The following is a 12,340-nucleotide window of genomic DNA, read 5'->3' as shown; positions in this document are numbered from 1 at the left end:
ATTGACCGAATTGAATTGTTCTTCAGAAAGTTCGCCTTGAGAAAAGATTGACGAATCGAGTATATCTAACTCAACGATATCCGAAAAAACTATCTCGCTAGAAATCTAGATTAGCCTCGTCCACTGTCGGGAACTTCTGGATGAGCATGGTGTTATCATCCGTAGATTCGGTGAATGAATACAAAACCAGTCTATTTACGATTGTTTATTAATTGCAGTAAATCAAAGTACCTCACAACTCAGGAGATCTAATGAATCGTGTCGCAACACTTCTCGTCGCTGCTTTACTCACCTCGACCTCGCTGTTTGCTCAGACTTGGGAGATCGATAAAACCCATTCGAACGTCGGATTTACCGTTACGCATATGGTAGTCAGCAAGGTCAGAGGCAATTTCAATACGTTTAGTGGAACCGTCAACTTCGACGGCAAGGACTTCGCCGCTGCTTCGGTTGATGTGACCATTGATCCGAAGTCGATCGACACCGGCAACGAACGCCGCGACGGCCACTTGAAGAGCCCCGATTTCTTCGCTGCCGACTCACTGCCCGAAATGAAATTCAAGTCGACCAAGATAACCGGTCTCGGTGAGAAGAAGTTTGAAATGGTCGGTGACTTGACGATGCGCGGAGTCACGAAATCCGTCACTCTCACCGGCGAATTCCACGGCACAGTCGCCATGAAGGAAGGCGCCAAAGCCGGTTTCTCGGCTTCCGGTAAGATCAATCGCCAGGATTGGGGCGTTTCCTGGAGCCGCAGTCTCGATGCGGGTGGATTGGTTGTCAGTGATGATGTAGAAATCGTTCTCGAAATCGAAGCCGACAAAAAGATGTAGCTTCGAAAGCTGTATAGCAATTAAAAGGCCGATGGAACACGTTCCGTCGGCCTTTGCATTTACAATGTTAAGTGGTCTGTGACTTACCAGCCACGATCCTTGCGCAACCCCATAATTTGACCGACGTGGTTCTCGCCGTGACCAGCATAGATTCTCAAAAAGTCTTCGAGTACCATTTCGCCGTTTTCCGGATGATATGCCGTTCTGCCCCATGCTGATTCTGGCAACGAATCGAGCAAACCACACCAGCGCTCATGAAGACCGGAGATGATGTTAAGCGATGCCTGAATCGGGTATTTGCTGGCTTCGCGCGTTCTCGCCCATTCGTCTTGTTCGTATGCCTTGATGGTGGGATGATTTTCGGTCAATACCAATTTCATTCGAACGAATGCATTCATGTGCGAATCGGCGAGATGGTGAACGACCTGCAAGATTGTCCACTTGCCCGGACCATAAGGAGTATTCAATTGTTCATCGTTCAGCCCTTTTAACCGCCTCACGTACGAGCGATGGCAACGCCCTGATCTTGTCAATCATCTGTTTTCTGTCTTTGTCTGTGAGCATCGCATTCGGCATTACTTGCTTCTCCTCGTTTTCTTCCTGGCTGCAGCTACTGCTTTCAACATCCACTCGCGCAAGAGCTGGTTATCTTCAATAATCCGCTCCGGCACGGAATAGTACTTCATTGAATAGGAATCTTCACCAAACGGACGAAATGGCTCCATCTGTTCAGACTCGTAATCCTTACGATTCTCATTATTCACTTTGAAATATAGAGTGTCATTATCTATTAACGCAAAAAAAGTTATATCGAAATAGATACCCACTCCGCCAAACATGCGCCGAGCGGTCACCGCTCCAACGGTCCCCATTCTCTCAAGAACGTATTCTAGATAACTGTTACTGACGGCCATTTGTGCCTGCCCAATTGGAAGTTACACTTCTAATTACGCGCCCGGTGGTCGTTCGTCAAATCAGTGTCACAAACCGCATATGACGTCGTATGGAACGAGCCGTTCCGAGCAGTCCTGTCGATTTTTCTGTAAAAAAATCTAAAAAATCCACTTGACGAGTCGATACAGTAATAGCATATTGACATGCGATTAGGTTGTTATGATATCGAAGACTGGAATACATGCCCTCGCGGCACTCACTAAACTGGCGACATTGACAAATGGCGACTATGCAGGCGCGTCCGATATCGCAGACGATATCGGTGCTCCCAGAAACTACTTGGGGAAACTACTCAAGACGTTGGCAAGTAATGGATTACTTGTCTCGCAGAAGGGCTTCAATGGCGGGTTCCGGCTCGCGAAAGACGCCGACGATATCTCGCTTTTCGATGTCATCGAGCCGATCGACAAGGTAAGTCGTTGGGGAAACTGCTTTATGCGTTCCGGGTCCTGTTCCGAGGAGAGCCTTGCGCCGTCCATAGCAGATGGAAGATCATCAGGGAAGAATACCTTGGATTTCTTCACGAAACGTCCATCGCTGATCTGGCATCGAAGAAGGTAACCCTTTAATGCCTTTCATTTTGCCAATAATCAGATATGTGGATGTGATTTATTCTATTTCGCAGCAGATTGAACTAGTTGATATAATTGTAATCCCGAGGAGGGAAAAGTGAGACCTACACAAATACTAAGCAGCGAACATCGAGTAATCGAGGTCGTCCTCGATAGTCTCGAACAAATGGTCATCCGCAGTCGCGGAACTTACACGCTTGATCGTGCGCTCGCTGAGCAATTCGTCGATTTCATTCGGACCTTTGCTGACGGCTGTCATCACGGCAAAGAAGAGAATCATCTGTTTACAGCACTCGAAGAAAAAGGCGCTTCTCGCGAGAATGGACCCGTGGGAGTAATGCTGCATGAACACACTCTCGGTCGGAATTTCGTCGGGCAGATGTCAGCAAATATCAAGGCGGCCGCACTGGGAGACAAAGTTGCATTGCAGATATTTCTGATCAACGCGGAAGGCTACATTCAGCTTCTTCGCGCCCACATTCTCAAAGAAGATCAGATTCTATTCCCGCTTGCAGACAGTCTCTTCACCGACGAAGACCAGATTCGCATTGGAGCGAGTTTTGACCACGTCGAATCGCATCACATGGGAGAAGGCACGCATCAGAAGTATCTGGATCTCGCCAAATCATTGGCTGATGAATTCGGCGTAAAGGCCGACGCACTTCACGGCTTGGTCTCGTGTGGTTGCAGCCATTCCAAGAAACAGCAATCCGTTAACCAAACTCAGGCAGTTTAACCGGTAGAGCCGGGTGGAGAATTGAAATGAGAAAACTATGGATGGCTTTTACCGCAGTAGTGTGTCTCTCATTCGCAGTACTGGGGTGGGCAGGATTCAAAATCTATCAGGAGAAACCTCCGCTTCCTGATCAGGTGATAACAACCGACGGCACCGTGGTTATCGACCGCGGCGTCATAATGGAGGGGCAGAATGTCTGGCAAGCGATGGGAGGTATGGAGATTGGCTCGATCTGGGGGCACGGAAGCTATGTAGCTCCCGACTGGACGGCTGATTGGCTTCATCGCGAAGCTGTGTTTATACTCGAAGAATGGTCAGCGACCGACTTTGGAGTCGGGTTTGATCAGCTTGATGTTGAACGCCAGGCAGCATTGACAGCACGACTTAAGAAACTGATGCGGACAAATACTCACGACAAGAGTAGCAACAACATTGTCATTGATCCGATTCGTCAGCGCGCGTTCGAAGCAAATCTCACGCACTACAGCGACATATTTGCAAATGGCAATACCAAATACGCCATTCCCTCAGGGACTGTATCCGATCCGAACAAACTACGACAGATGGCTTCGTTCTTCTTTTGGACATCTTGGGCGGCATCCACGAATCGTCCCGATGATGTGATGTCGTACACGTCTAATTGGCCGCATGAACCGCTGGTCGACAACGTTCCGACCAGCGATGCAATCATCTGGACGGGCTTCAGCATAATCATGCTGTTAGCAGGCATTGGAATGATGGTCTGGTATCACGCATCGCAGAAGAAAGAACCGATTGCCGAGAAACTGCCGGAACAAGATCCGCTCTTCTCGTTCAAACCAACTCCGTCGCAATTGGCAGTAGTGAAGTACTTCTGGGTGGTAGCGGCATTATTTTTGGTTCAGATGATGATGGGAATTATCTCTGCCCACTATGGTGTCGAGGGTGACGGATTCTACGGCATCCCGCTCGCGAAATGGCTGCCCTACGTCATTACCCGAACGTGGCATACCCAGTTGGGCATCTTCTGGATAGCGACAGCCTGGCTTGCAGCCGGATTGTACATCGGGCCCGCGGTTGCGGGCAAGGAACCTAAGTTCCAGCGCCTGGGAGTCAACATCCTGTTTGGCGCGCTGATCGTCGTCGTTGCCGGTTCAATGACCGGCGAATGGCTCAGCGTCATGGGCAAAATGACCGGCGACAATTGGTTCTATTTTGGTCATCAGGGTTACGAATACGTTGACCTTGGCAGGATTTGGCAAATCGGCCTGTTAATCGGACTCTTTCTCTGGGTATGGCTGGTCGGCCGCTGCATCTTGGTTGCTATGCGCAAGGGCGGCGACCAAAAGCCGCTGATGACGATGTTCTTGATTGCATCGGTTGCGATTGGCGCATTCTATGCCGCCGGTCTGATGTGGGGTAAAGGCACGCATCTTTCGATGGCAGAATACTGGCGCTGGTGGGTGATTCATCTTTGGGTCGAAGGCTTCTTCGAAGTCTTTGCGACTGTCGTAATTGCCTTCCTATTTGCAAGGCTGCAGCTAATTCGCCTCAAAACGGCAAACTCTTCGGTGATTTTCGCCACGACCATATTCTTGACCGGCGGAATTATCGGAACGCTGCATCACCTCTACTTCTCCGGCACACCGACTGTTGTCATGGCACTTGGAGCAGTGTTTAGCGCCCTTGAAGTCGTTCCTTTGACAATCATTGGTTTTGAGGCCTGGGATAATATTCGACTGGCGCGAGCAACACCTTGGGTGATGCGATATCGCTGGCCGATCTACTTCTTTGTCGCTGTGGCGTTCTGGAATATGGTCGGAGCCGGATTGTTCGGTTTTATGATCAATCCTCCCATTGCCCTGTACTATATGCAAGGATTGAATACGACACCGGTACACGGACACACCGCGCTCTTTGGCGTGTACGGTATGCTCGGAATCGGTTTGATGTTGTTCTGCCTGCGAGTCCTCTATGTCCGCCAAGACTGGAAAGACAATGTCATAAAGTACGGCTTCTGGGCGATAAATGTCGGCCTGTTGGCGATGGTGCTTCTGAGCCTCCTGCCGATTGGCTTTATCCAGACCTGGGCATCGGTAGAGACCGGGTATTGGTACGCCCGCTCGTCAGATCTGCTGTATTCGCCAGCTGTAGAGGTGTTTAAGTGGTTGCGCGCCCCCGGGGACACTATCTTTGCAATTGGAATTGTAATCATTGTGCTCTTTATTTTCGGCCTTCGGACTGGCCATTCGCTCAAAAAAGGAGCCCAATTGGACGAGCCGAAGAGATAATTCCTAACTGACTGAACAGCACCAGGGCGGGTCAATAAACCTGCCCTGGTGATTTATTCTCCTGCTAACTCAGAATTTACGCTTGACGTATATTCAACACAGCGTATCTTATTAGAGTAGACAACAGCCAAACAACAGATCTGAATTACTGATTTCGATGACACGGTTTTTTTCCGCCACGGCGGAACGACTCAAATTTTCTTGAGTCGAGTCGAAACTTTAAATAGCGGACATTGTTTGACTGTAGTGAGAGGAGGAAAGGCTGTGACAGCAAAGAAGATGGGTGCGATGACTTTTTGGGTGATCGCAGCAATGGTGGCCGTTGTGTTGATGGCTGTGCCGGCTTCAGCGGGTCCCAATGACAAGGATGATCTCTATGCTACTGGAATCACCAGCGGCAAGACGAAACCAATCCTCGACATTGAGAATCGCATCTCGCCGCCGACTAATGATCGACCGATCAAGAAGGTCGACCCTACTCGCCGACTTGTTACCGACACCACGAAGACAATCGAAGACGCTTCGCGATATCAGCTCTATATTGAGCCGATATATCCGCGCCAAGCTCGATTGGTAAACAAGGAAGCCACTGTTGAGGTCAACATCACATTCGACAAGAAGGGCAAGATGAAAGACGCTCGCGTCGTCAATTGCACAACTCCCGGTTGGGGATTTGAGCAAGCAGTACTTGCCGCCTCGTTGGAATCGAAGTTGTCCGGACATGGCGAGCGCGAGATTACGGTCAAGGCGACACTGAAGTTCAAACTTCAGAGCAAATAAGACATCACGAATTAGTTCTTGTTAGCCCGATTTCGTTGAGTGAGTTTACAGCTCAATGAAACCGGGCTGTTTTATTGGCGCTGAATTTGCAATCACATACAAGAGGATCTGATACAAACGAAAATGGCTCCGAAGCACGGAGCCATTTTCATTAAGGTCGTATCGTAGGCGGTGTTACAAACACGCGGCGCACGGCGCCGGTCCACCTGAGAAGATGTAAGTAATCATGTAGACCACATCGGATATCGTCATTGTACCGCTGCAGTCGGCATCACCGTGGATAAGCGTTTCCGGAGCAGTACCGCCTGAGAATATGTAGGCGATTAGGTACACAGCATCGGAGATACTTAATGCATCACTGCCGTCGGCATCGCCGCACTGAATTGCGCGGATCGAGAATGGACGGTCGTTCACCGCAAGCGATTGATCTTGAACTCGTGCCGTGAAGTCCATCGTTCCTGCGCTCAACGGTGTTCCCGATACCAGACCGCTCGTCGAAATCGCCAGACCGGTTCCCGAAAGATTGTCACCGAGATCAATCCACGTCTTCGTACCGGTGCCGCCGTCACTGCTCAATTGCTGGGAGTATGGTACACCGACCTGACCATTCGGCAGGGAAGTGGTGGTAATCACAAGCGGATTTGATTGCGGCGGGAAGACTACCAAGTCGACCCATGCCTTGTCACTGCCGCCGGTTTGTGATCCGTCTTTTTCATATTTCCAGAGGAATGTACGCGTTCCCGGAGTAACCGCATAGCTGGCTTGTGTCCATGCCACTGTCCCTGACCAAGCGCCTTTTTCGACTCCATCAATATAGAATCGCAGCCAGTCCCAATTGGCTTCAGAAGATACCTTATAATAGAACGAAATGTTGGTCGAAGACGTCACTTGCTGAGTGACCGACATCGTTGAGGATTGACTGTTGCCAATAGCTCCGCTTGCAGCGGAGTAATTGCCTTCATATTGTCCGGTAGAGACTATTGTCCATGGCAGATTGCCGCCCATGATCCAACTATAGGCAGTGAAGTTGCCGCTCTCAAAGTCATCAACCGACTGGCCGACGATGAGCGAGAAGAATGTCGAATCAACATATCCGCCATCAGCAGTTACATCGACCCGGAAACTGACTGAATGGTTTTGCGGGCAAAGCGGCGAAACGTCGAATGCATAATTGCTATTCGACTGAGCCGTACCGCCCATTTCCGCGATCATTGGGTACGTTGAAGTATTCTGTGTAATGGTAACATACGAATCGGCTGTGCTGATAACTCCCTGAGCATTGACTGCATCGCCGCCGCCGTCGTTTCTCAATGTAAGCCTCATGGTGACATTGTCGCCAGCACTAATCGCGGCCGGCGCGTCGTCGTCGACATAATAGACGATCGGAATCTGCGGTACAGGCTGGAGTTGTGCATTGACTGTCACAGAACCGCTAATCGAAGTTACAATACCAGAAACAGTCTGCGATACATAACCCGGCGCGCTGAATCGAAGCGACCAAACGCCCGAAGCAATCATTCTATGGTAGTTGCCGTGAGTGGGATCGGAGCGAACTTCACTCGAGTCCTGATCGTGTCCAACAACTGTTACAAAGGCTCCTAACGGAAAGCCAGTTTGAGCATCGGTGATCACGCCCTTGATGCCAAACAGCGCCTGTTCAAGGTAGCGCAGAAACGAGAGGCGGTTGTAATTCCAAAGTGCTGGAAGTTGGGCCGCCGGAAGAAGTTTGGTGTTGGAGATTTCGATGGTGACCTCGCGGCAACCGCGCCAGTAATTCATAAAGTCTTGGCGCCCGCCTTCGACTTCATACCAATCATAACCGTTGGTAATTCCGTCATTGTAGCCGTTAATATAGGCGGTAGGGGCTGCAGCGACCTGACAAGTGTCCGCATATTGATGCGAAATTGTCTGCCACCAAGAATCATCAGGATGGCGTCTTACCCAAGTATCCCAAGGATAGTTTACAACTTCTGTTCCGCCGTGGAAATTTGCTGAAATCACGAAGCTACGGGCATTCGCAAAATTCATCATAGCAATCGTTTCCACCTGATAGACTTCACCATCCGGATGCGGCCCGCCCTTGGGATCCGGGAAGTTGCGGTTCATATCAACGCCATTCGCATTTCCGCGCCAAGCTCCCGATACGGTCGTATTGCCGCTGCGATACGTTCCGTCCGGGTTCGCCAGTGGGTTAATATAAATTTCCATGTTGTTGACCATATTCTGAATGCGGGAATTGCCGGCGGTATAGCCGACCATTAAGGAATCAATTAAGCGAAGCATCAACACATAGCCGGTCGTTTCGTCACCGTGAATTGACGATGTGAAAAAGACTTCTGGCTCGTTTTCTTCTGTAGTTACGTTGTCGGAAACCTTAATTGCGAGCAGCTGCCGACCCTGATTAGTCGTCCCGATCGTAACCAACTGGCATAGTGTCGGATAATTGGTTACGAAGTCGTTCATCATCTGGACGTAAGCAGTATAGGTCGGGTAGACATCCCATGCCATCGCATCCCGCGAGTTATCGCCCATAGCGACTTCGCCGACGTCTCCCGGATTGGGCAACAATTCGTATTGATAGCCCAGGGTTTTGAAGAGTTCGAACTGCTTGTCGTTTGCGTAGGCGTATATGAGTTTGCCGTCGACTGGACCGCACTCATCTAATGAGATCAATTTCGTAAGGGTGGAAATCTCTTTGCGATCCTGAATTTCGAATCGGAAGTAATACTGATGCAATTCAGCGGCTTGTAAACAAGATGCAAAGAGTATCAGACTTAGCAGGCCAAGCTTAAGCGCTTTGAACATGGATTCTCCAATCATCGGTGCAAGTAGTCCTCACGTAGATGAAGACGCGGATTGTGGTACTAGCTCGACTGCTAAAATAGCCAAATTCAACGATTTAGCAAGCGAAAAAGCGGCTTCGCACCGATCGATACACTCCGCATTTTACTGTTTACTCTTTGTTGTGCAACTACTTCAATCCGGCGCTTGATACTTGAGAAATTATTCACATTTACGAGACGCAATTGAAACCTTATCCACTCATTCGCAGTTTATACTAGGACATTTCGGCGCTTTCTCGTATTAAAGAAAGCGATTGACGGCAGGTTAACTTTACATAAACTATGGGCACGTTATGAGCGAATTCAAGACAGGAAACGTCGATCTTTCAGCACTGAAGATCGACAAGACAAGCAAATCCGGCGCACCTGGCAGAGGCCGTAAGTGGCTGCATCTGTTGTGGTTGTTATTGCCGGTTGTTGTGTATTTTGGGTATCAAGTTGCTATCAAGCAGGTAACTCCCGCGACCAAAGTCAAAGTTGCGACTGCACAAATGTTGACTGGCAGCGAAGCTTCCGCCGAGCTTGTCGCGACCGGATATGTTGTTGCGCAAGTCAAGGCAGCCGTGGCATCCAAGGCTACCGGTAGACTTGAAGTGCTTAATGTTGAAGAAGGCGACATTGTCGAAGCTAATCAGATTCTGGCCATCCTCGATAACGATGACGTAAAAGCTGATCAGGCGCGGGCGATTGCCAATCTTGCCATGGCGCGTGCTGATTCGGCTGATGCCGCAATCAAGCTCAATCGGGCAAGTGAACTAATCAAGAGCGGTTCGACGACGCAGGATGTCGTTGATGCCTCCAAAGCTAACTACGATCGCGCAACAGCATCGGTCAGCGTGGCACTTGCCGGCGTTCGTTATGCCGAAGTCGCGGTTGAGAACACGATTATTCGCGCTCCATTCGACGGCACAGTGCTATCGAAAGATGCCGATGTCGGAGAAATGGTCGCTCCTTTTTCATCGGCCGGTTCTTCCCGAGGCGCAGTGGTGACACTGGCGGATATGACCTCACTCGAAGTCGAAGCCGATGTCTCAGAGTCGAACATATATAAGGTCAAGGTTGGTGCGCCCTGCGAGATCATTCTCGATGCGTACCCGAACGTTAAATATCCGGCTGCGGTCAAGAAGATCGTGCCGACGGCGGATCGCTCGCGTGCGACAGTCATGACCAAAATCGCGTTTACAAAGATAGACGAAAAAGTGTTACCGGAAATGTCGGCGCGGGTGAACTTCTTGCCCGAGAAATCGCCGGCCGCCGAAGTCCAGCAACCAGCCGTCATCGCCATTCCCAAGACTGCAATTACGACCCGCGAAGGGAAGAAAGTTGTATATACGCTAGTCGGTGAATATGTTCAGGAAACTGCCGTCCAAATTGGCCGTGAATTAGGTACTTTCACCGAGATTTCCACTGGAGTCGCCGTTGGTGATCGAGTAGTTCTTTCTCCGGCGGGCGGAATGAAGTCCGGCGACAAAATCGAAATATCACAGTAGTTGGCATAAAAGGAATCCTATGGCACAGACATTGGTTCAAGTTCGCGGTGTATCCAAATCGTACTACCGCGACTCACTCGAAATACCCGTATTGCGCAATATCAGTTTTGATATACCGGAAGGCGAGTTCCTTGCATTGATGGGACCATCCGGGTCAGGCAAGACGACATTGCTTAACTTGATCTCTGGTATAGATCAACCCAGCGGCGGCGATCTCGTCGTAGCCGGGGAGAATATTGCTAAGATGAGCGAAGGCCAATTAGCAAAGTGGCGTTCACAGCATATTGGGCTGGTATTCCAGTTTTATAACTTGCTGCCGGTGCTGACCGCGTTCGAGAATGTCGAACTGCCGCTGCTGCTTTACAAGCTTTCCAAAGCTGATCGCCGCAAACGAGTGGAGACCGCACTGAATATCGTCGGACTCGGCGATCGTATGGATCACTATCCGCGCCAGCTCTCCGGCGGTCAGGAACAGCGCGTTGCAATCGCCCGCGCCATCGTGACCGATCCGACATTGCTGTTGGCAGACGAACCGACCGGCGACTTGGACAAAGTCTCGGCTGAGGAAATCATGACATTGCTCTCGCGGCTCAACAAGGAATTCAACAAGACCATCATCATGGTCACGCATGATCCTCGAGCTGCCGAGAAAGCACATTCGATTCGTAATCTCGATAAAGGCGAATTGGCGTAGGTGCGGCGATGTTACTAAATCTGATTTATCGCAATTCATTCCGGCATAAGCTGCGGACGATACTCACCATCGTCGGACTCGCTGTTGCTGTAATGGCGTTTGGGTTAATCCGCACAGTCGTCGATGCTTGGTACGCTGGTGTAGAAGCCTCCGCTCCTGACCGGCTGATAACGCGCTCATCCATTTCGATTACCTTCACGCTCCCGCTCTCTTACAAAGAGCAGATTGAGAAGATCGAAGGGATCAAGGCCGTTACCTATGCGAACTGGTTCGGAGGAGTTTATGTCGATGCCAGCAACTTCTTCGCACAGTTCGCCGTCGAAAAAGGCAATTACTTCAAGGTGTTTCCCGAATTCATCATTCCCCCTGACGTGATGGACGCTTTCAATTCCAACATCAAAGCCGTTGTCGTCGGTCAGAAACTTGCCGACCGCTTCGGCTGGAAGGTTGGCGACCGGGTCACTTTGATTGGCACCATCTATCCCGGAAACTGGGATTTTGATGTCGTCGGCATTTACAAAGGCAAGGATCAAACTACGGACGAATCAACCTGGTTCATGCGCTGGGATTATATTGATGAAACAATGAAGCAGCAGATGCCGGGTCGTGCCGGCGAAATTGGCTGGTATGGTCTGCAACTCGCAGACCCCAACAAAGCCGCAGAGGTCTCCGCCGCCGTCGATGCGCGATTCAAAAACTCATCTGCTGAGACATTGACCGAAACCGAAAAGGCATTCCAGATGAGTTTCGTTGCGATGTCTGGTGCAATACTCGTGCTTCTCACCGTGATGTCATGGCTCATTATCGGCGTTATTCTGATGGTGCTGGTCAATACAATGGCAATGACCGCGCGCGAAAGAACATCGGAATACGCCTTCATGAAGTCGATGGGCTTCCAGGGTTATCACTTATGGGGCATGATCTCCGGCGAAGCGATTGTAATCTCCCTAACCGGCGGACTGCTTGGTTTGGTGTTTCTCGCCGGAATCGTTGATGTCATGAAAGCCGGCCTCAGCGCATGGTTCCCGGTATTCAAAGTCCAGCCGCTGACGTGGATTCTGGTTGTGTCGCTGGCAATCGCCATCGGGTTGATTGCTTCCGCTTTCCCGGTACTAAAGGCGATGCGGATGCGAATTGTTGATGGCCTGCGAGTAGTGGATTAAAGAGG

The 12,340-nt window shown here is 50.2% G+C and carries 10 protein-coding genes and 1 pseudogene; 8 read left to right on the top strand and 3 right to left on the bottom strand.

The annotated features are described in order from the left end of the window. Positions 1–251 precede the first annotated feature (251 nt). The gene (locus IPH59_15005) at positions 252–833 is read left to right on the top strand and encodes a YceI family protein (GenBank protein MBK7093002.1); all 582 of its coding nucleotides are present in this window, start codon (positions 252–254) and stop codon (positions 831–833) included. 83 nt (positions 834–916) lie between these two features. On the opposite strand, the pseudogene IPH59_15000 reads toward IPH59_15005, so the two are convergent. Continuing rightward, a pseudogene (locus tag IPH59_15000) lies at positions 917–1,409 on the bottom strand (putative metal-dependent hydrolase). After that, positions 1,409–1,747 carry a TfoX/Sxy family protein gene (locus tag IPH59_14995; GenBank protein MBK7093001.1) on the bottom strand — a complete coding sequence of 113 codons (339 nt, stop codon included), beginning with the start codon at positions 1,745–1,747 and terminating at the stop codon, positions 1,409–1,411. The pseudogene IPH59_15000 and the gene IPH59_14995 overlap by 1 nt, the downstream one beginning before the upstream one ends. 199 nt (positions 1,748–1,946) lie before the next feature. Here IPH59_14995 and IPH59_14990 point away from each other — a divergent pair, with 199 nt between their 5' ends. The 4 genes from IPH59_14990 (at position 1,947) to IPH59_14975 (ending at position 6,145) form a co-directional block, all read left to right on the top strand. Further along, complete coding sequence (locus tag IPH59_14990; GenBank protein MBK7093000.1) at positions 1,947–2,348, top strand: Rrf2 family transcriptional regulator; 402 nt, start codon at positions 1,947–1,949, stop codon at positions 2,346–2,348. Positions 2,349–2,456: 108 nt separating this feature from the next. Continuing rightward, on the top strand, positions 2,457–3,095 hold the full coding sequence (locus IPH59_14985) for a hemerythrin domain-containing protein (protein MBK7092999.1): 639 nt from the start codon (positions 2,457–2,459) through the stop codon (positions 3,093–3,095). Positions 3,096–3,121: 26 nt separating this feature from the next. Continuing rightward, complete coding sequence (locus IPH59_14980) at positions 3,122–5,365, top strand: nitric-oxide reductase large subunit (protein MBK7092998.1); 2,244 nt, start codon at positions 3,122–3,124, stop codon at positions 5,363–5,365. Between the two features lie 264 nt (positions 5,366–5,629). Then, positions 5,630–6,145, top strand: a complete 516-nt coding sequence (locus tag IPH59_14975; protein ID MBK7092997.1) for a TonB family protein — start codon at positions 5,630–5,632, stop codon at positions 6,143–6,145. 174 nt (positions 6,146–6,319) lie between these two features. Here IPH59_14975 and IPH59_14970 read toward each other — a convergent pair whose 3' ends face one another. Next, the gene (locus IPH59_14970) at positions 6,320–8,950 is read right to left on the bottom strand and encodes a hypothetical protein (protein MBK7092996.1); all 2,631 of its coding nucleotides are present in this window, start codon (positions 8,948–8,950) and stop codon (positions 6,320–6,322) included. A gap of 331 nt (positions 8,951–9,281) precedes the next feature. On the opposite strand from IPH59_14970, the gene IPH59_14965 reads away from it, so the two are divergent. From IPH59_14965 to IPH59_14955, 3 genes are read left to right on the top strand one after another with little or no spacing between them, the layout of a single operon-like run. Further along, a complete protein-coding gene (locus IPH59_14965) occupies positions 9,282–10,478 on the top strand; it encodes an efflux RND transporter periplasmic adaptor subunit (protein ID MBK7092995.1) in 1,197 nt (398 codons plus the stop codon). A 19-nt stretch (positions 10,479–10,497) separates the two neighbouring features. Next, complete coding sequence (locus tag IPH59_14960; GenBank protein MBK7092994.1) at positions 10,498–11,172, top strand: ABC transporter ATP-binding protein; 675 nt, start codon at positions 10,498–10,500, stop codon at positions 11,170–11,172. Positions 11,173–11,180: 8 nt separating this feature from the next. Next, positions 11,181–12,335 carry an ABC transporter permease gene (locus IPH59_14955; GenBank protein ID MBK7092993.1) on the top strand — a complete coding sequence of 385 codons (1,155 nt, stop codon included), beginning with the start codon at positions 11,181–11,183 and terminating at the stop codon, positions 12,333–12,335. The last annotated feature ends 5 nt before the right edge of the window (positions 12,336–12,340 follow it).

It is taken from the genome of bacterium (genome assembly GCA_016708315.1).
Classification (GTDB): domain Bacteria; phylum Zixibacteria; class MSB-5A5; order CAIYYT01; family CAIYYT01; genus JADJGC01.
Note: the sequence above shows the minus strand (reverse complement) of the source record. Positions and strands in the feature narration are given on the sequence as shown.

Excerpts from the sequence above, each read along its gene's own strand:
- IPH59_14990 (MBK7093000.1), top strand. The coding sequence starts at position 1,947 with ATGATATCGAAGACTGGAATACATGCCCTCGCGGCACTCACTAAACTG.
- IPH59_14965 (MBK7092995.1), top strand. The coding sequence starts at position 9,282 with ATGAGCGAATTCAAGACAGGAAACGTCGATCTTTCAGCACTGAAGATC.
- IPH59_14995 (MBK7093001.1), bottom strand. The coding sequence starts at position 1,747 with ATGGCCGTCAGTAACAGTTATCTAGAATACGTTCTTGAGAGAATGGGG.
- IPH59_14980 (MBK7092998.1), top strand. The coding sequence starts at position 3,122 with ATGAGAAAACTATGGATGGCTTTTACCGCAGTAGTGTGTCTCTCATTC.
- IPH59_14955 (MBK7092993.1), top strand. The coding sequence starts at position 11,181 with ATGTTACTAAATCTGATTTATCGCAATTCATTCCGGCATAAGCTGCGG.
- IPH59_14960 (MBK7092994.1), top strand. The coding sequence starts at position 10,498 with ATGGCACAGACATTGGTTCAAGTTCGCGGTGTATCCAAATCGTACTAC.
- IPH59_15005 (MBK7093002.1), top strand. The coding sequence starts at position 252 with ATGAATCGTGTCGCAACACTTCTCGTCGCTGCTTTACTCACCTCGACC.
- IPH59_14970 (MBK7092996.1), bottom strand. The coding sequence starts at position 8,950 with ATGTTCAAAGCGCTTAAGCTTGGCCTGCTAAGTCTGATACTCTTTGCA.